Source organism: Parendozoicomonas sp. Alg238-R29, assembly GCF_947331445.1.
GTDB lineage: Bacteria > Pseudomonadota > Gammaproteobacteria > Pseudomonadales > Endozoicomonadaceae > Sansalvadorimonas.
In genome coordinates, this window is sequence record NZ_CAMZOG010000003.1 from 75,709 (window position 1) to 93,829 (window position 18,121).

The 18,121-nt window shown below is 47.3% G+C and carries 18 protein-coding genes; 6 read left to right on the plus strand and 12 right to left on the minus strand.

Annotated elements, in window-relative coordinates; translation table 11 throughout:
• Window positions 1-375 precede the first annotated feature (375 nt).
• Both QMA35_RS01435 and QMA35_RS01440 read right to left on the minus strand, forming a co-directional pair.
• Complete coding sequence (locus tag QMA35_RS01435; RefSeq protein WP_281645344.1) at window positions 376-1,962, minus strand: hypothetical protein; 1,587 nt, start codon at window positions 1,960-1,962, stop codon at window positions 376-378.
• Between the two features lie 216 nt (window positions 1,963-2,178).
• On the minus strand, window positions 2,179-3,660 hold the full coding sequence (locus QMA35_RS01440) for a hypothetical protein (RefSeq protein ID WP_281645345.1): 1,482 nt from the start codon (window positions 3,658-3,660) through the stop codon (window positions 2,179-2,181).
• Window positions 3,661-3,832: 172 nt separating this feature from the next.
• Here QMA35_RS01440 and QMA35_RS01445 point away from each other — a divergent pair, with 172 nt between their 5' ends.
• Window positions 3,833-4,372 (plus strand): gamma carbonic anhydrase family protein, encoded by a 540-nt coding sequence (locus QMA35_RS01445; RefSeq protein ID WP_281645346.1) that lies wholly within the window; start codon window positions 3,833-3,835, stop codon window positions 4,370-4,372.
• Here the strand turns inward: QMA35_RS01445 and maiA are convergent.
• The 9 genes from maiA to gpt all read right to left on the minus strand — a co-directional run bounded on the left by maiA (window position 4,369) and on the right by gpt (window position 11,502).
• A complete protein-coding gene (gene maiA / locus QMA35_RS01450; RefSeq protein WP_281645347.1) occupies window positions 4,369-4,995 on the minus strand; it encodes a maleylacetoacetate isomerase in 627 nt (208 codons plus the stop codon). The two genes, QMA35_RS01445 and maiA, sit on opposite strands and share 4 nt — an antisense overlap.
• Before the next feature lie 15 nt (window positions 4,996-5,010).
• A complete protein-coding gene (locus QMA35_RS01455; protein WP_281645348.1) occupies window positions 5,011-5,457 on the minus strand; it encodes a YaiI/YqxD family protein in 447 nt (148 codons plus the stop codon).
• An 83-nt stretch (window positions 5,458-5,540) separates the two neighbouring features.
• Window positions 5,541-6,530 (minus strand): fumarylacetoacetate hydrolase family protein, encoded by a 990-nt coding sequence (locus QMA35_RS01460; RefSeq protein ID WP_281645349.1) that lies wholly within the window; start codon window positions 6,528-6,530, stop codon window positions 5,541-5,543.
• Window positions 6,527-7,681 carry a homogentisate 1,2-dioxygenase gene (locus QMA35_RS01465; RefSeq protein WP_281645350.1) on the minus strand — a complete coding sequence of 385 codons (1,155 nt, stop codon included), beginning with the start codon at window positions 7,679-7,681 and terminating at the stop codon, window positions 6,527-6,529. The genes QMA35_RS01460 and QMA35_RS01465 overlap by 4 nt, the downstream gene beginning before the upstream one ends.
• Window positions 7,682-7,744: 63 nt before the next feature.
• A complete protein-coding gene (locus tag QMA35_RS01470; RefSeq protein ID WP_281645351.1) occupies window positions 7,745-8,086 on the minus strand; it encodes a 4a-hydroxytetrahydrobiopterin dehydratase in 342 nt (113 codons plus the stop codon).
• Window positions 8,087-8,107: 21 nt separating this feature from the next.
• Complete coding sequence (gene phhA, locus QMA35_RS01475; protein ID WP_281645352.1) at window positions 8,108-8,890, minus strand: phenylalanine 4-monooxygenase; 783 nt, start codon at window positions 8,888-8,890, stop codon at window positions 8,108-8,110.
• On the minus strand, window positions 8,890-10,029 hold the full coding sequence (hppD, locus tag QMA35_RS01480; protein WP_281645353.1) for a 4-hydroxyphenylpyruvate dioxygenase: 1,140 nt from the start codon (window positions 10,027-10,029) through the stop codon (window positions 8,890-8,892). The genes phhA and hppD overlap by 1 nt, the downstream gene beginning before the upstream one ends.
• A gap of 173 nt (window positions 10,030-10,202) precedes the next feature.
• A complete protein-coding gene (locus tag QMA35_RS01485; RefSeq protein WP_281645354.1) occupies window positions 10,203-10,799 on the minus strand; it encodes an acetate uptake transporter in 597 nt (198 codons plus the stop codon).
• Window positions 10,800-10,962: 163 nt separating this feature from the next.
• Complete coding sequence (gene gpt, locus QMA35_RS01490; RefSeq protein ID WP_348650920.1) at window positions 10,963-11,502, minus strand: xanthine phosphoribosyltransferase; 540 nt, start codon at window positions 11,500-11,502, stop codon at window positions 10,963-10,965.
• A 247-nt stretch (window positions 11,503-11,749) separates the two neighbouring features.
• On the opposite strand from gpt, the gene QMA35_RS01495 reads away from it, so the two are divergent.
• From QMA35_RS01495 to QMA35_RS01515, 5 genes are all read left to right on the plus strand, one after another.
• Window positions 11,750-12,334 (plus strand): YhgN family NAAT transporter, encoded by a 585-nt coding sequence (locus QMA35_RS01495; RefSeq protein ID WP_281645355.1) that lies wholly within the window; start codon window positions 11,750-11,752, stop codon window positions 12,332-12,334.
• Window positions 12,335-12,825: 491 nt separating this feature from the next.
• Window positions 12,826-13,842: an amino acid ABC transporter substrate-binding protein gene (locus QMA35_RS01500; protein ID WP_281645356.1), complete on the plus strand. Its 1,017-nt coding sequence runs from the start codon at window positions 12,826-12,828 to the stop codon at window positions 13,840-13,842.
• A 93-nt stretch (window positions 13,843-13,935) separates the two neighbouring features.
• The gene (locus QMA35_RS01505; protein ID WP_281645357.1) at window positions 13,936-15,135 is read left to right on the plus strand and encodes an amino acid ABC transporter permease; all 1,200 of its coding nucleotides are present in this window, start codon (window positions 13,936-13,938) and stop codon (window positions 15,133-15,135) included.
• 14 nt (window positions 15,136-15,149) lie between these two features.
• The gene (locus tag QMA35_RS01510) at window positions 15,150-16,247 is read left to right on the plus strand and encodes an amino acid ABC transporter permease (protein ID WP_281645358.1); all 1,098 of its coding nucleotides are present in this window, start codon (window positions 15,150-15,152) and stop codon (window positions 16,245-16,247) included.
• Window positions 16,248-16,374: 127 nt separating this feature from the next.
• Window positions 16,375-17,103, plus strand: a complete 729-nt coding sequence (locus QMA35_RS01515; RefSeq protein ID WP_281645369.1) for an amino acid ABC transporter ATP-binding protein — start codon at window positions 16,375-16,377, stop codon at window positions 17,101-17,103.
• A gap of 85 nt (window positions 17,104-17,188) precedes the next feature.
• On the opposite strand, the gene QMA35_RS01520 is transcribed toward QMA35_RS01515, so the two are convergent.
• The gene (locus QMA35_RS01520) at window positions 17,189-18,085 is read right to left on the minus strand and encodes an AraC family transcriptional regulator (protein ID WP_281645359.1); all 897 of its coding nucleotides are present in this window, start codon (window positions 18,083-18,085) and stop codon (window positions 17,189-17,191) included.
• Window positions 18,086-18,121 lie beyond the last annotated feature (36 nt).

The window sequence follows — 18,121 nt, forward strand, 5'->3', positions numbered from 1 at the left end:
TTCTCCTCAGTCGCTCCTTCAGGATCATCTGTTTGTAAGAACAGTTCATGAATGAAAAGTGATTCAGTTTCATCTCCATCAGGGAAATCGTCACTTTGACTGTTAGATGAACCCGAGGAGTTGGTTGGCGAAGATGGATGTGGTGGAGCCATAGCCTCTCTACGACGCTTCAACACGGCCAACAAAGGCGCAGTGAAGCATCACCAACGTATTCCCTGGGTACTTTCTTCGGAGGCCCAACCTTGTTCAGTTTTACCCCTCCGCTCTTGAAGAGACGTTGCAGCTCATCAGCAGGCCTTTCCTTATTCACAACGAGCACCGCTGCTAAAGGTTGTGTCGATTTTTTTAAATTATTGGCTTCGGAGGGAGCTGAATCTATGGAAGTGGTAGCGGAAGTGGTGGTGCCTGATGGACAGCAGCATCACCTTTGGCCACTTGTGCCAGTTCGCCTTCAGTTGGATAGATTGATGTCGTAGTATTCGAGTTGGATTGCTTTTGCTGGCGTCTCCATTCTTCATCTTCTGCATCGTCAAGTTCGGCCCGGACATGCTTGGCAAAGCTGCTCTTCTTCGGTGCGTGTAATCTCCAGTTAAAGAATGCTTTCGCCATCAGGCTATAGGTATAGTTTGTTGCAAACTGTTTCGCTATACGGGCACCACCTCGCACTGGCAACCAGGGCAGATGAGATTCCATACTGACAAGGTTCGTTTTATGGATCTGTGAGACATCGACCTGAGTTAAAAGAGTTATCTTCGACCACTCTGCTCTCCTGGATTTGTGATCATCAAAGAAAAAACCACCGCTGCTTCCATTGCTAACCAGAGTGTGAAGCTTGGACTGTAGAGGGATAGCCTGAACAGCCAGTTCACTGCCATCCTCAATATCTCCAGCAAGATCAGGAGCAACAAACATCCATTGGTGCTTTTTCCAATAGGTTGTGTGTACCTCCAATCTCTCACTCATAGCCATTACTTCAATCAGCTCAGGAATGTAAGCAATAATACTTTCACTCAGAGGATTCATAAGAGGACGGTTATATCCCCAGAGATTATTCCAGCTCTGTACAACCCGGTACTGATCACGGTCGTTGTATACACCGTGAAAGGTTCGGGAATCCAACGCCCTTGTCCACCAGTCTGCCTCCTTGGGTGATCCAAAACTGGCAGGAAACTTAATCAACTGGCTGGGCCTGTTGCCAGAATAAAACTGAAGATAGAGAGAAAGTTCTCTGCCTTTTTCTACCGCACCATAAAAACGAATACGATTAATGCCATTTGCACGACAACTGTCATTCAGCTGCTGCAAGGCTTGCTCGTAGCTGGATCCGGGTTCGTGGTCGATTGGTGCTCCAGAGAGAATATCCAGATCAATATAAGCAAAAGGTGGGGTACCCTGATTTCTCTCGCTGAGGGCGCTTCTTACCTCAAGTGATATGTATTGTTTTAGATAATCCGGCTCAATATCTATCACGGCAGACCCGGGGCCGATAATCCCCAGTTCCCAGAGAGTTTCAGGCAAGGCACTGTAAAAGAATGGCAGATAAGCGACTGTTTTTTTCGCGCCGTACAGCAACCTGTCTTTCCAGCCTCCGGTTCCATTGCGGAAGATGTCGATATTGGAAACTCCCAGCTTCCATATCGCTTCATTTGGAGAGTTAGAAGTAGCAACATCAGCCATTGCATCCCCAAAACGCCAGAACAGATCCTGCATTTTTCCGGAGTTATCACCAGTCCAGTAATATTCCAGCCAACCTCCCTGCCTTGAAAGTTCTGCAGTAAGAAAAAGTGCCGCAATCGGCAAAACATGATCACTTGCTGCTTCGTAGACACGACCCTTTGTTGTATACGGAGAAAGACTCATCTCAGACAATTTTGTCTGGGGTAACCAGTCCCACTCACCATGAGATTCAATAAGCACCCGGTTATGTTGCCCATCGGCTTCTGAGCTTTTCGGTTGAGTCACAGACCGTTGATACCAGTTATCAAGATGACTCCTTAGCTCCAATCTCGAGGACGCAAATGTTGCCAGAGAAATACAAAACAAGACTGAAGCCGTAAGATAGCGAAATGTCTGTCGCCGATACGAGTCAAACATAGGCCGTTGCCGGTGAATTGCCGAAATCAGACTTACAGGACTAGACAACAATGACGAGTTTGCAAGCTGACAACACTGTTCTGGTTAAATTTCTCTCCTGACTCTTACATTGATAGCAGCAGAAATACGGATAGTTGTGAGCAAACCCATATATGTCGCACTCAGAGCAACATTTCTGGCAATTGCATAAACGCCCCGTGGATAAAGCCACGGCAGGTGCTTCTCCAGCTGTACCAAACTTTTGTTAGTTATCCATGAGCTGTCAGCACTGGGAAGCAATGTTATTTTCGGCATGCCAACGCTCTGGGATTCATAATCATCAATGAAGATTCCACCGCTGGCGCCGTTACTTATCAACGTATGTGATTGAGACTGTGCAGGAATAGCTTTTGCCGCTAGCTTTGAAACGTCGTCAACATCAAGAGATAGAGCCGTATCAGCGTGACTCCAAGTGTATCCTTCCCAATGGGAAGTGAATGATTCTTCCTCGTCTGCAAACAAAGAGGTTTCTATTAATTCAGGAACCTGTTCGAGAATACCTTTACTGATGGGGTTTAAAAGAGGCTTGCCATACCCCAGCAAGTAATTCAAAGACTGCACTATCTTGTATTGATCATCCTTATTATATACCCGTTGGATCCAGCGTTTTTCCAGTGCCTCAGTCCACCAGATTCCTGACCCTGTTTCTCCAAAATTAACGGGAAACCGTATCAAGCGTGGTTCCTGAATATTTGAGTGCAGACGAAGATACAGTGAGAGCTGCGATTTCTTATCAACTGTTTCCTTCGCGCCATAAAAGCTGATCTTGGTAATACCATTGGTTCGAGCGCTCTCATGTAAGGCCACCAATGCTTCTTCATAGCCTGTCTGGTGAGGTTCGTTCTGAATCGACGTTGGATGTATTTTCATATCGATCCGGGGAAATGGAAGACCTTCGACCAGGGCATCACTCGCTACAAAACTAAAAGAAAAATACTTTCCTAAACTTTCTGGATATAGCTTGATATGGCTTCGGCTAGTTCTGATTAAACCAAGTTGCCAGAAGATTTCTGGAAGATTAGACACTACAGCTGGAACCAAAGCAGCTCCTCTCTGTGCCCAAAACAAATTACTCTTTCCCCCCAGAGCTTTGATCAGGGGTTGAGAATTAAAGCTTGCTACGCCCACCCGCCATATAAGCTCGAATTGAGACATGGAGCTTGCCACATCAGAGAGCAGCCCCCCAGCCAGAAGATACTCTCCAGAACCTTCCTCTAAAGAACATATGGCGGGTAACAATCCTAACGATAAAGCATGATCGTAAAACAACTCCCAACCTCGCCCCGTATAACCGTAGGGTGCAGGCTTTAACGACTCCAGCTTCTCGGTCGGCAATATCTGCCATTCCGGATGGACATTCAGCAGCTCCCGAGCTGTGTCTTCCAGTTCTCTTTCCTGTATTGGCAAAACCTCGGCAACGGTTAGTGGAACAACAGTCATTACCAGCAAACAAAAAAGGAGTAACCGAATAAAACAGAGTCGTTCTGAATGACTGTAACCTGAATGCAGACCTCTGAACCTTTGCATAGCTAGCTCTTGAAATTTCACAAGCCCATAGAAATAGCCCAGTTCCTGACCTTTACAAGAGAGTGTACCTCTGATTTATCTCAGGCTTCTGCACAGTGATGAGTTTGCAACTTTGCTTTTGTATTCATTATGCTTGCCAGCATTAACTTCACATACACGAGCTACCAGCCCCATGACTATACGCAGCTACCAGGGCAAAACACCCTCATTGGGCGACAAGGTTTTTGTTGACGACACAGCTGTCGTATTGGGGAATGTTTCAATAGGCACAGACAGCTCTATATGGCCCTGCGCGGTCATTCGAGGGGATATGCACGAGATCCGTATTGGTGAACGCACCAGTGTTCAGGATGGTTCTGTGCTTCATATTACCCATGCAGGCCCCTACAACACCGATGGCTGGCCTTTGCATATTGGTGATGATGTCACCATCGGCCATAACGCCACACTTCATGGCTGCACAATCTACGACAGGGTTCTTATCGGTCTTGGCGCAATTGTGATGGATGGTGCGGTTGTGGAGTCAGAAGTTCTTGTTGCGGCAGGTGCTATGGTTCCACCAAAAGCGCATCTACAAAGTGGGTATGTGTACAAAGGCAATCCAGCCAAGAAAGCCCGCCCTCTTACCGATAAAGAGCGGGACTTCTTTCTGTACTCTTCAAAAAACTATGTTCGATTAAAAAACAAACACATGGAAGAGCAGGGCGGTTAGCCTTTATCAGGCTGACTCTCAGGAGCAGCCTGAATAAATGCGTCCAACGTCATGCAGTGATCCCAGATGCCGAGAATTTTGGGGAATGGGGAAAGGTCCATAGCAAAACGTTTGGCATTTTTCACCTGAGGAATCAGACAAATATCCGCCAAGGTCGGTGTATTCCCCACACAAAAGGGAGTAGCTTCAACCTGTTGCTCCAAAGCTTCAAAACTCTTGGCAATCCAGTGGTAATACCAGGTAGTTACTGCTTCCTCGCTCTGCGACAAATCATTTTGCAGATACTTAAGCACCCGGGAATTATTCAAGGGGTGTATATCACAGGCGATCCCATAGGCCATGGCTCGAGTCTGAGCCTTTTCCCAGCCAAGCTTTGGCAACAGGGCTGGTTCCGGGTAAGTTTCATCCAGCCACTCAATAATTGCCAGCGACTGTCCCAGCACACCTTCCTCTGTCCCTAATGCAGGAACAAGCCCCATGGGGTTTACTGCTTTATATTCCTGCTCATTTTGCTCACCATTAAGCAGATTGATTGCAACCTGCTCATAATCCAAACCTTTCAGGTTCAGAGCGATACGGGTTCGAAATGCAGCAGAGGAACGGAAATAGCTGTAGAGTTTCACGGTTCGCCTTTCTTGTTATTTGTGTTGCGCCAAAAATTTGTCCAGTGCATTAGCAAAATCCATTCGTTCCCGGTTTCCCAACGGTGGCGAGCCTCCGGATACCTGACCAGTACTGCGCATTTCTTCCATAAAATTCCGCATAGCCAGACGGTGACGTATGTTTTCCTGATCGTAAAATTCACCCCGGGGATTCAGGGCATGCGCACCTTTCTGCAACACTTCAGCAGCCAGTGGAATATCTGCCGTAACAATCAAGTCACCCGCAGAACACTCCTGCACAATATGACTGTCGGCCACATCAAATCCTGATGGAACCTGAACCGCTGTTATCAGAGGGGAGGGAGGTGTGCGAAGATACTGGTTAGCCACCAGCGTCAGTTCGGTTTTTGTACGCTGAGAAGCTTTAAACAAAATTTCTTTTATGACATTGGGGCAGGCGTCGGCATCAACCCATATTTTCATTGGAACAACCTGGAAGAATCTATGGCTGCAGAGTGTCACAGCCAAGGAATCTTGTCATCCGTTCTAAACAGTACTGCTCACCTTCAGACATCCTCACTCAGGGGGGTAACCTGTTGATCTATCGCTCCGAATATTGATTGCTTTGATGCGTTTAGCATTTCTATCCGTACACGTTCTCTAAACTTCAAAAAGCAGGTTTCCGGCTGGCCCTTTTCAAGGGTTTCCAACATTCGCCGCTCTGCGATACAACAAGAGCCAACACTTCGATCTTTATTCGAAATAGTACCGGAACCAATAATTGTTCCTGCTCCAAGGTGACGTGTTTTGGCAGCATGGGAAATCAGTTCGAAAAAGTTAAAAGTCATATCTGTTGCGCAGTCAGGCTGGCCAAAAAGCTCTTCTCCTCTGTAAACCAGTAAGGGCAGGTGAACCATTCCATCTTTCCAACTTACACCAAGCTCATCTGGGGTAACGAAAACCGGAGAAAAGCTGGAGGCAGGTTTGCTCTGCACAAAGCCAAAACCTTTTCCTAATTCAGCCGGAATCAAATTTCGAAGGGAAACATCGTTCACCAAACCCAGCAAACGGATAGAACTTGCTGCATCGCTCTCCGTTGCTCCCATGGTCACATCACCAGTCACAACTATGATTTCAGCTTCAAAATCTATACCCCAATCCTCACTTGCCAGATCAATATCATCACAAGGGCCAAGCATTTGATCGGAACCGCCCTGATACATTAATGGATCAGTCCAGAAGGACTCCGGCATTTCTGCGCCACGTGCTTTGCGAACCAGTTCCACATGATTCACATAGGCACTGCCATCCAGCCACTGATAAGCTCTGGGTAACGGCGCAGCAAACAACTCACGGGAATAGTCCACCGCTGCCGGATAATCTCCGGCATTCAGTCTTTCATAAACTTTTTCCAGCGCGGGGGCTGCGGTTTCCCAATGATCCAGAGCTTCCTGCAGGGTTGCTGCAATATCAGATACTGCCACCAATCGGGAAAGGTCTTTGGAAACAACCACCAGCTGCCCATCTCGTCCTGCTTTCAGAGAACCCAATTTCATTCGGTTTCTCCTTCGCACGCTTCGGAAGACTTCCACGAGTTAACATAACTTTTGTCTTCTACCGGCCACAAGGTATCAACCATTTTCAGTGGCCGACGGGAATCAATCATAACGGCCACTTCGTCGGTCTCTGTGGCAGGATTTACCAGACTCTTTTCCAATGCTTTGGGGTGAGGACCATGGGGGAACCCACAAGGGTGAAAAGTCATCATGCCTTCATCAATATTGTCGCGGCTGAAGAAATTACCCCGGTGATAAAACAGCACTTCGTCGTAGTCATCGTTGTTATGGAAGAATGGTACTTTCAAAGCACCAGCATCAGTTTCCACAGGTCGGGGAACAAAAGTACAAACCACCAAGCCGGAACCGACAAAGGTAGAATGCACCGAAGGTGGCAGATGGTAGCGATGACTCATGATTGGGCGAATATCTCGCCAGTTGATCCGCAACACCATATTGGTACCGTGCCATCCAACGGCGTCCAGAGGATTAAACGGGTAGGTCACTTTGGAAATATGACCTTCACGTTTTACATAAATCTTCCATCTATGTTCATCTTGCTGATCCAGAAAACGATCGTTGATTTTCGGGTGATCAAGACAAGCCGGATCAAAAATCGCGTTATAACCAGCCAGCCCTTTATCCGGGAGAGAAAACAAACCATCGGTGTTTTCAATCATCAGAAAAGAACAGGGTTCCGATATGTCTATACGCCATGCTGTTCCTCGTGGAATCAGCAGATAATCGCCATCCCGAAAGCTCAAATGCCCATAGTCACAGAAAAGATCGCCTGTACCGTTGTGAACAAATAACAGCTCATCTCCGTCACTGTTGCGTGCCAGATACTCCATATCCCGCGACAGTTTCCAGAACCGCAGTCGAACATCCCGGTTATAAAGAAGTGGTGCAGACAGCCATGGACTTATAGCTTCAGAGTGCAATTTGTTCAGATCAAAAGCATGGGGGCGAAGAGGACCTTCCCATTTTTCCCACCCTGTTGGCGGGTGTTTGTGATGCATGTGAGAAACCGGGCCATAAAAACCTTCCCGACCCAGTTCTCTTTCATAGGTTCCCTTTGGTAGATCACAATGAGCCTGCCGGGATGATTCCCCCTCACGAACCGGAAGGCCGTGAGTATATTTATTATTCATTTTTAACATCCAATGTTGTTTCTATGCTGCGTTGAATCCTTAACGCAGATCTATCAGATAAAACTAGTCGCCAAAGGCCTTATCCGTTCGGGCTGCCAAAATGAAATCATTTTTGTGCAGCCCTTTGATGCTGTGACTCCACCATGTCACTGTGACTTTCCCCCACTCTGTTAAAAGGGCTGGGTGATGGCCTGCGGTCTCTGCCAATTCACCAATTGCATTGGTAAATTCCAGAGCTTTTTTAAAATTAGAGAATTGGAAAACTCTTTCCAGTTGAAGAATTCCTCCTCTATTTTCCATACACCACTTCGGCAGCTGCTTGAGCAACTCCGCAATTTCAGGTTCTCTCAACAGCGCAGCCCGGGCTTCACAGGGCGCACACTTTGATTCTGATAACTCACTCACGGCATCACCTACTCATTGTCATCAGTCGTTGGTAAAGAGTGGTGGCAGAAGGCCTGTCTGGCGAGCTTCCGCCACCATTAACATAATATCCTGCTTGCTGAGGTCATTCAGTTCAGACATATGATCGATGATGTAGTACAAAGGCTGAAGAATATCGATTCGATAGGGAGTTCGCAGCGCCAGCACCGGATCAAACCGCTCCCGCCTCGGAGCAATACTTTCAACACTCCACCTGGTTTCCTTGGGACTAGAAAGAATACCCCCTCCATAAATACGCAAACCGGTAGGAGTATCAATCAAACCAAACTCTACAGTGAACCAGTAAAGCCTTGCCAGATACACCCTTTGTTCGTGTGTGGCGGACTTACCTAACTTCCCATAAGTGTGGGTAAAGGCGGCAAAAGAAGGATTGGTTAACAGTGGGCAGTGGCCGAATACTTCATGGAAGATATCCGGCTCTTTCAGATAACCCATGTGCTCAGGGCGACGAATAAAGGTCGCTACCGGAAACTTCTTATCCGCTAACAAAGAAAAAAAACGGTCGAAATCAATCAGTGCCGGAACCCGCTCAACCTGCCAGCCTGTAGCTTCTGCCAAAACCTTATTCAGCTCATCGAGTTGTGGAATATGACCGTGAGGAAGATGCAGCCTCTCCAGCCCATCCAGATATTCCTGACAGGCGTGCTCGGGCATCAGGTTAATCTGCTGCTCAACTAATTTCGCCCAGGTTTCATGCTCCTGCTCGGTGTATTGAATAACACCGTCTGCATCTGGTTCACGGGCGACGTACGATGACTCTTTCATTATTGCCCTGCCTGCTGCGGCCCTTGGAGAAGGTCACCCTGAGCCGCCTGATTGGCGAGCACGCCTCGCGCCACCTGGTCTCTTTCAATGCTCTCAAACAGTGCCTGAAAATTCCCTTCACCAAAGCCTTCATCACCTTTCCGCTGAATCACTTCGAAGAAAATAGGGCCAATAACCGTGTCGGTGAAAACCTGCAGAAGCAGACCACCATGATCATCACCATCCAGAAGAATACCCCGGCTCTTCAATTCCGCAACATTCTCACCATGATTGGGCAACCGTTCATCCAGCATGTCGTAGTAGGTAGCTGGAGGGGGAGACATAAACTTCACACCTGCGCTACTTAAAGAACTCACTGTTCTTTGAATGTCATTTGTACTCAGGGCAATGTGCTGAATACCTTCCCCTTTATATTGCTGGAGAAACTCCTCAATCTGGCTGTTGTCATCGGAGGATTCATTAATAGGGATGCGGATTTTTCCACAGGGGCTGGTCATTGCCCGGGACTTAAGGCCAGTCAGTTTGCCTTCAATATCAAAGTAACGAATCTGTTTGAAGTTAAAGTAATGCTCATAAAAAGCTGCCCACCGGTTCATATTGCCCCGGTAAACATTGTGAGTCAGATGATCGATTTCATACATTCCAAAGCCAGAATGCTGATCACTCACATTATCTAAAGGCTCAAAATCCACATCATAAATCGATCCCTTGTCACCATAACGATCAACAAAATAAATATGCGCGCCGCCAATGCCTTCTATACCGGGAATATTCAATTCCATATAGCTGGCTTGTGATTTCAAAGGGCTGGCACCCAGTTTTAAAGCGCGCTCCATTGTGTACTTGGCATCCGCCACACGAAAGGCCATTGCGCAGGCACAGGAGCCATGACGGTTCATAAAATCATGACTGAAACCGGAACGTTCGGCGTTGATTAGAAAGTTAACCTCTCCCTGACGCCACAAAGTGACATTCCGGGAACGGTGCTTCGCAATAGCTTTAAAACCAAGAGAGGAGAATAACATTTCCAGCTCATGAGGGTCTGCCGCGGCAAACTCAACAAACTCAAAGCCGTCGGTTCCCATTGGGTTGCCTTCAGAAATAAAACCTTCCTTGGGTGAACTAAGAAGAGCATCCATAAGAGCCTCCGTGCCCTATAGTCATTCTTAACTTAAAAAGTATAGAGCCGCTCAGGCAAATAGCTGCAAGGAAGATTGGGCTTCAGAAGGATTGGGACTTAATCATGAGTTTCTTAGCTCCATAAACAAAAAAACGGAGCACAAAGCTCCGTTTTTTACAGCCCTGCAAACCGTTATGCAGGAACTACCTGACCAGTCATCTGTGCAGGATGTGGCGCACCGATAGGCATAACAGTACGACCATACTTCTCGTTCAGTACCAGAGCAAAAGCTTCATACAGAGCACTTGCTCCACAGAAGATACCAACATATCCAGCCAGAATGCCAATCGCATGGTTTCCGGTGAAGTCTTTAGCTGCCAGCAGGAAGAAAAGAATAGCCAGAGAACCAAAAACAATCTGACCAATGCGTGGACCAGCCAGAGTGCCCAGGAAGAAGAAGGTCGTGAAGATTCCCCACAGCAGCAAATACCAGCCAACAAATGCGGCAGATGCTGGTGCAGCCAGCCCCAGTGCAGGCAGAGTCCAGATCATAACCAGAGACCACCAGAACAGACCGTAAGAAGTAAATGCAACTGTGCCAAAGGTGTTGCCCTTACGGAACTCCATCATGCCAACCAGGATCTGAGCCAGACCACCGTAGCAGATGCCCATAGCGAGAATAACTGCGTTCAGCTCAAAAAAGCCTGCGTTGTGCAGATTGAGGAGAATTGTTGTCATACCGAAACCTGCCAGACCGAGTGGGGCAGGATTTGCGCTGCTGGTAGCCATGAAGAGAGCCCTAAGAGAGTATTTTGTGTGCATTATTGAAAAAACACACACAAAATTGAAAAGTTGGGTGAATTTTAGAGAGCGGGAATTATTGTTTCAATAGAACTGCGGAAAGCCGCTAAATAACTAGCATTTATTCATAGTGCCAGTGATTTTACCTTGGTTATCTATTAACCAAAGGCTGTGCGTATCCCAGCTCCATATCCCACGGAAACCTTACCCAGGTGTCCTGGGAAAACTTATCAACAAAGGTATCAACAAGCTTCTCCCCAGAGGGTTTTACATAGAGGGTGGCAATATGTGCAGCTGATAACAATCTTCTGACCTCCCGAAGAGTTGCTCCGGTATCAACAAGGTCATCAATTACCAAATATCCCTGCCCATCTGTTTCAAGCATGGTATTTTTGATTACTTTCAACTCACCCACCTGCTGATGATCGTCATAGCAGGAGATACAGAGCGTATCGATCAACCGAATATTTAATTCACGGGCAATAATAGCTGCAGGAATCATTCCTCCGCGGGTAACAGCAATAATGCCCTCCCATCTTTTATTATCTCCCGGTGCTTTTTTAAGCAATTCCCAGGCAAGTTCTCTACTATCCCGGTGTAATTCTGACCAGGTTTTTATAACGTCTTTGGTATAGGGCGACGAAGTCATTGGCAGAGCGATTTTTGTTGGGTGAATTAAAAATTCGCACAATATTATGACCATCTGGTCAAAATTAACAGGGAGAGATTCGACCCGATATATCCGGGTTAAACACTTATAGGGCTGTCGCCGCACTTATCGGGCGCTCACACGACTCAGCCCATCACTGCAGAATTCTCCTGTAATCAACCTTGTCAGTGGTTCCGGCTGAAATCTGGTATCTACAAATAATCATAGGTAAGGCACAATGCGGCTTCTGCAAATCCCTGCCTCACCTTTATAAAAACGGATTCAAAAAATGGAGATCTGGAGCGCAGCACTGACGCTGTTTTTGATCATGGACCCTCTGGGCAACCTGCCCGTATTTATGTCCATTCTTAAGTCAGTTCCGGAAGAACGGCGCAGCAAAGTGCTGTTAAGAGAACTGTTAATTGCCCTGTTTATTATGATGCTGTTCCTGTTTGCCGGGCAGGCCATTCTTGATGTGATGCATCTTAAGGCAGAGGCCGTGAGTATTTCCGGCGGTATTATTCTGTTTATCATTGCCATCAGAATGATTTTCCCATCAGACAACGGTTCTCATAACGACACACCTAAACAGGAACCTTTCATAGTTCCTCTGGCAACGCCTTTGGTGGCCGGCCCATCTCTACTGGCATCCCTGATGCTTTTGGCTAATCGACAGCCAGATATGCTTGCGGACTGGACTATCGCAACTTTTGGCGCCTGGCTTGTTTCTTCCGCCATTCTTATGTTCTGCAAACCTTTGTACAAAATCCTTGGTGACAGAGGTCTTATGGCGATAGAGCGCCTGATGGGTATGATTCTGGTTATGCTGGCCGTACAGATGCTATTGGATGGATTGGTGCAGTACTTTCAGTAAACCCTCTTTTCTTAGCTTCCCTAAAGAAGCCAGCGCTGACTAAAAGGGTCAGCGCTGGCGGGAAGTCAGACAAAATATTCTCTTCTGTGTTCTGAAACGTATTAACGGGAGATAAGTTTTGCTGGTGGTTGTTTTCCGGTGGTTGTTTCACGGTCAGCCCTCCCGACAAGATGGTTTCCCACACTTGCTGACTGAATTCAGGACGTACGCCCCAAAGCCTGACAAAAAGCCTTGGTTTCCTTCGCACCAAGTTGGTACATTAAGTCTTCAAACCTGCTCATAATCTGAACATCAGACACATTGTGCAGGATGAAATAAACCGGAGTTGGGGAGCTTCGGTGTTTGTTCCCAAGACTTTCAGCATTTCTGAAAAAGGTGGGAATAGTGGTCTCGAATTTGCTTTGCCGTAGTTGTTTTGTAGACAAATACGGTCTGGCAGTAGTCCGACAAGAAAATAACTACAAACAATAAATAACAAAGAGACAGAAACCATGAAAAAAGCTATCAAGCTGGCAGGTGCCGCTCTGGCGCTGACTGCCGTCTCAGGCATGGCTCAGGCTGCAACTCTCGACAGCGTAAAAGAGCGTGGCTACCTACAGTGTGGCGTAAGTACAGGTCTGCCAGGTTTCTCCAGCCCTGACGAGAAAGGTAACTGGACTGGTATCGATGTTGACGTTTGCCGCGCCATGGCTGCTGCCACTCTGGGCGATGCTTCCAAAGTAAAGTATGTTCCCCTGACCGCTAAAGAGCGTTTCACCGCTCTGCAGTCTGGTGAAATTGATGTTCTGTCCCGTAATACCACCTGGACCCAAACCCGTGACACTTCTCTCGGCCTGAACTTCGTAGGCGTGAACTACTACGACGGTCAGGGCTTTATGGTTAACAAAAGCCTGAACGTGAGCAGTGCCAAAGAATTGGACGGTGCAACAGTATGTATTCAGGCCGGCACGACTACCGAGCTGAACATGGCGGATTACTTCCGTGAAAACAAAATGACTTACCAGCCATTGGTATTTGATACATCCGCCCAGACTATCGCCGGTTTCGAAACAGGTCGCTGTGACATGCTGACTTCTGACCAGTCTCAGCTGTACGCTCTGCGCACCAAGTTGGCCAAACCTGCCGATGCAGTTGTTCTGCCAGAAGTCATTTCCAAGGAACCTCTGGGTCCTGTCGTTCGTCAGGGTGACGACCAGTGGCTGAACATTGCCAAGTGGTCTCTGTACGCACTTGTTAACGGTGAAGAGTTGGGCCTGACTTCTACTAACATCGAAACTCAGATGAAAGGTGATAACCCTGCTGTTTCCCGTTTCATTGGTAAGACTGGCCCTGGTGGCAAGGCCCTGAATCTGCCAAATGACTTCGCTTATCAAATCGTTAAGCAGGTTGGTAACTACGATGAAGTCTTCGAGCGCAATGTTGGCGCCAAGTCTCCGCTGCTTATCAAGCGTGGTATCAACGCGCTATGGAAAGACGGCGGCATCGTTTACGCACCTCCTTTCCGTTAATTCCTGCCTGCGTGGGTTGGGTTAGTCGCATAGCGACGTAACCCAACCCACGAAATCACCTTCTTATAAAAGAATCTTCAAGGCTGGTTTAACGTGTCTGAAAACAATACCAACTCCGCACATGCCGAGAAGCCGGGTGCCTTACGCTTCTGGTATGACCCCAGAGTCCGCAGCGTTCTCTTTCAGCTGTTATTTATCGGACTACTGGTTTTTCTTATCTCCACCATCATTACCAACACCACAAACAATTTAGAGCAACGTGGTATTACCACGGGCTTTGACTTCCTGAACCAGGAAGCTGGTTTTGGCATTATCCAAAGTCTGGTGGAATACGACGAAACCCATACTTTCGGCAAAACCTTTATTGTCGGTTTACTGAATACCGCATTGGTGGCTGTGTTAGGCGTCGTTCTCTCTACTCTGGTCGGCTTTCTGGTGGGCGTCGGACGATTGTCCAACAACTGGTTGATTGCCAAGCTATCTGCGACCTATGTCGAAATATTCCGAAACATTCCTGTTCTACTGCAAATCCTGTTTTGGTATATCGCTGTGTTGCGAGTACTACCATCACCACGACAGAGCATGTCTTTAGGTGAGTCGGTATTCCTGAACCTGCGGGGGCTTTATATTCCTTCCCCTGTATTTGAAGAAGGTTCATCCATCATTCTGGGAGCTTTAGTTACTGCTATTGCAATAGCTTTTGGCATATCCCGCTGGGCTAAACAACGACAGATTAAGACTGGCCAAACGTTCCCGACTTTTCGTATTGGCCTTGGATTGATTATTATCTTGCCAGTTTTTGTTTGGGCTGTGGCTGGGCAACCGATCTCGCTCGAGCTTCCCGTTCTGAAAGGCTTTAACTTCCGCGGCGGTTTAACAGTCATGCCGGAACTTATGGCTCTGCTATTAGGCCTGAGTTTCTACACTGCGTCGTATATTGCCGAGAACGTACGTGCTGGTATTGAGGCGATTAACAAAGGTCAAAGAGAAGCTTCCGGCGCACTTGGCCTGAGTGAAGGACAAACCATGCGCTTGGTTGTCATTCCTCAAGCCATGCGAATTGTCATCCCCCCGCTTGCCACCAATTACATGAACTTGATCAAGAACTCCTCTCTGGCCACTGCGATTGGCTACCCGGAACTTGTGAATGTGTTTATGGGAACAACCCTCAACCAAACCGGACAGGCTATTGAGATTATTGCCATGACCATGGCCGTTTATCTCACCATGAACCTGCTGGTTTCCCTGCTTATGAACTGGTTTAACAAGCGCATGGCGCTGGTTGAGAGATAAGGGCGGAACAAACCATGATAATAAACGAAAACACTATACCAGCCCGCCCGGCTCCGGCTTCTAGCCGGGGAATTATTGGCTGGTTGCGGGCGAACCTGTTCTCTACGCCAGCAAACAGCGTTATGTCCCTCGCAGGACTGGCATTCCTGGCATGGGCCATACCTCCTCTCTTTCAATGGGTGGTGTTGGAAGCTGACTTCATTGGCACTAACAAAGATGCCTGTACCAGCGAAGGTGCCTGCTGGGTGTTTGTGTCCGCACGGTTCCAGCAGTTTATGTATGGCTTCTACCCAGACGTTGAACTTTGGCGGGTAAACATCTTTTTTGCAGAGATGACCGCCGTACTGGTATGGGTTCTGTGGGACAAAATGCCTAAACGTAACTGGGGAGGTATCTGGTTTTTGACCGGTTTCCCTGCCACCAGTTTTTTACTGCTCTATGGTGGCTTCGGGCTGGAAGTTGTAGAGACTCATAAGTGGGGCGGTTTGATGCTGACTCTGGTGCTATCACTTGTTGGTATGGTGATCGCACTTCCCGTTGGTGTGCTGCTTGCACTGGGTCGCCGTTCAGATATGCCGGCCATCAGTTCTTTCTGTACCATTTTTATCGAGGTTTGGCGTGGTGTACCACTAATCACCATTCTGTTTATGGCTTCTGTAATGTTGCCGTTGTTTGTACCCGGCGATATTGAGATGGATAAGCTAGTGCGGGCAATGATTGGTATCAGCCTGTTTGAAGCAGCCTTGATTGCCGAGGTTATTCGTGGTGGTTTACAGGCTATGCCGAAAGGTCAGTACGAAGCTGCAGACGCGATGGGATTAAGCTACTGGAAGGGTATGCGTTTGATCATCATGCCCCAGGTATTCCGGATTTCCATTCCTGGCATTGTGAACACCTTTGTTCAGCTATTTAAAGACACCAGCCTTGTATTGATTATCGGCCTGTTTGACCTTCTCGCAGTTATGCAAGCAGGTATTACCGATGTAAATTGGCCCAACATTTCCATCGAAGCCTTTGTTTTTACTGGATTTGTTTTCTGGATGTTCTGCTTTGGAATGTCTCGCTACAGCCAGGCCCTGGAACGGAAGCTGGATACCGGCCATAAGAATTAGAAATGCATAACAACAAATACACAAATAACAATTACAGGGTTTTGATATGCAAGCAGACGTAGCAGAAAGGGCCGAAGAACAAGCCCAACACAGCATTTCCATTGAAAAGCTGGCTGATGCCGAAACCATGATTGAGCTGAAAGGCGTAAATAAGTGGTACGGTGACTTTCATGTACTCAAAGACATTAACCTGACTGTTAAGAAGGGTGAGCGTATTGTTGTGTGCGGACCTTCTGGTTCCGGTAAGTCCACAATGATCCGTTGCATTAACCGCTTGGAAGAACACCAGGAAGGCATTATTGATGTAAACGGCGTAACGCTGACCAACGACCTCAAGAACATTGAGCACATCCGCAAGGATGTGGGCATGGTGTTCCAGCACTTTAACCTTTTCCCACACCTGACCGTTTTGGAGAACTGCACCCTGGCTCCTATCTGGGTTCGCAAGATGCCAAAGAAAGAAGCGGAAGAAATCGCTATGAAATACCTGGAGCGAGTGAAGATCCCAGATCAGGCGAACAAGTTCCCAGGTCAGCTTTCCGGTGGTCAGCAGCAACGTGTAGCCATTGCACGCAGTCTGTGTATGAACCCGGAAGTTATGTTGTTCGATGAACCAACGTCAGCCCTTGATCCAGAAATGATCAAAGAAGTGCTGGATGTAATGATCGAGCTGGCCCAGGAAGGCATGACCATGATTTGCGTAACCCACGAAATGGGCTTTGCCCGTACCGTGGCGAACCGGGTGATATTTATGGATGGAGGACAGATTATTGAAGAAAACGCGCCGGAGCCTTTCTTTAATAATCCCCAATCTGATCGCACTAAACTATTTCTGAGTCAGATTCTCAGTCATTAAAACTCACCGAACGATACAAGACACCATTCACAACCCTTGGGAAGCTTTTTTCCCAAGGGGTAGGCCAATCAGGCATCTGCTCTTATTATGTGAACACTGATTTTCTGAATTGTGCAGGAGACACATTCATCACCTGACGAAAACGGGTAGAGAAATGGCTCTGGCTGGAAAAACCAACCTGTAGAGCAATACTGGCCAAACTTTCACCACCACCAATCAACTCTTTGCTTTTATTGACTCTTTCTTGAGTGACAAATTGGTGAGGTGTTAAGCCTGTGGTTTCTTTAAACATTCTGGCGAAGTGATATTCACTCAATCCAGTTTGTTCTGCCAAGCTTGCCAGAGAGAGATCAGCCCCCAGGTGTTCCAGAATATATTCCCGGACTCTTCTCACCTGATAATGAGTTAAACCGCCTGTAATTCTCGGTTGCTGAAAAGATCGCGAGCAATGGTTCTTAAGCAGGTGAACCATCAGCATCTGGCTGCTGCTTTGAAGAGAAATTTGATCGGCTCGATCCTGCCAGTTCAAAACATTAACCATTTGCAGAAAGATAGTTGCCAGATAAGGGTCTTCCAGAAAGGTTTTGTCATCCAGTGATAAGTGGTTTAAAGACTTATCCCAAACCTTTTCACCCAGTTCGCCCAGATGCTTATCAGAAAAGTAAAAGTGAAGAAGTCTAATGTCGTCGTTTATTTTCCAGATGTACTCATGATCAGAGGGCATAAGGCAAAGTTTCTCAGGAGCGCTACCTCCAGCAACTTCCGCCCCCATAACTCGCTTTACTTTGTATCCTCCGGAGACATAACAGCTCAGCGTGTGATGCTGAGGCTGCTTATAGTTCACTTCATCAACACCATTGGCCCAGTAAGCAAAACCAAGCGCATCTTTAAGGGTAATACTGTTTAGCAGGCGGGCACGTGAGTCTGCGAGATCCTGAAAAACCTCTGTATCACCTATGCTCCCGTAAGCCTGCTCAATCATATCGCCCTCTGCTTCTTTGTATTTTCTCTACTTTGT

Excerpts from the sequence above, each read along its gene's own strand:
- QMA35_RS01440 (WP_281645345.1), bottom strand. The coding sequence starts at position 3,660 with ATGCAAAGGTTCAGAGGTCTGCATTCAGGTTACAGTCATTCAGAACGA.
- QMA35_RS01445 (WP_281645346.1), top strand. The coding sequence starts at position 3,833 with ATGACTATACGCAGCTACCAGGGCAAAACACCCTCATTGGGCGACAAG.
- QMA35_RS01455 (WP_281645348.1), bottom strand. The coding sequence starts at position 5,457 with ATGAAAATATGGGTTGATGCCGACGCCTGCCCCAATGTCATAAAAGAA.
- QMA35_RS01460 (WP_281645349.1), bottom strand. The coding sequence starts at position 6,530 with ATGAAATTGGGTTCTCTGAAAGCAGGACGAGATGGGCAGCTGGTGGTT.
- QMA35_RS01465 (WP_281645350.1), bottom strand. The coding sequence starts at position 7,681 with ATGAATAATAAATATACTCACGGCCTTCCGGTTCGTGAGGGGGAATCA.
- phhA (WP_281645352.1), bottom strand. The coding sequence starts at position 8,890 with ATGAAAGAGTCATCGTACGTCGCCCGTGAACCAGATGCAGACGGTGTT.
- hppD (WP_281645353.1), bottom strand. The coding sequence starts at position 10,029 with ATGGATGCTCTTCTTAGTTCACCCAAGGAAGGTTTTATTTCTGAAGGC.
- QMA35_RS01485 (WP_281645354.1), bottom strand. The coding sequence starts at position 10,799 with ATGGCTACCAGCAGCGCAAATCCTGCCCCACTCGGTCTGGCAGGTTTC.
- QMA35_RS01495 (WP_281645355.1), top strand. The coding sequence starts at position 11,750 with ATGGAGATCTGGAGCGCAGCACTGACGCTGTTTTTGATCATGGACCCT.
- QMA35_RS01500 (WP_281645356.1), top strand. The coding sequence starts at position 12,826 with ATGAAAAAAGCTATCAAGCTGGCAGGTGCCGCTCTGGCGCTGACTGCC.
- QMA35_RS01510 (WP_281645358.1), top strand. The coding sequence starts at position 15,150 with ATGATAATAAACGAAAACACTATACCAGCCCGCCCGGCTCCGGCTTCT.
- QMA35_RS01515 (WP_281645369.1), top strand. The coding sequence starts at position 16,375 with ATGATTGAGCTGAAAGGCGTAAATAAGTGGTACGGTGACTTTCATGTA.
- QMA35_RS01520 (WP_281645359.1), bottom strand. The coding sequence starts at position 18,085 with ATGATTGAGCAGGCTTACGGGAGCATAGGTGATACAGAGGTTTTTCAG.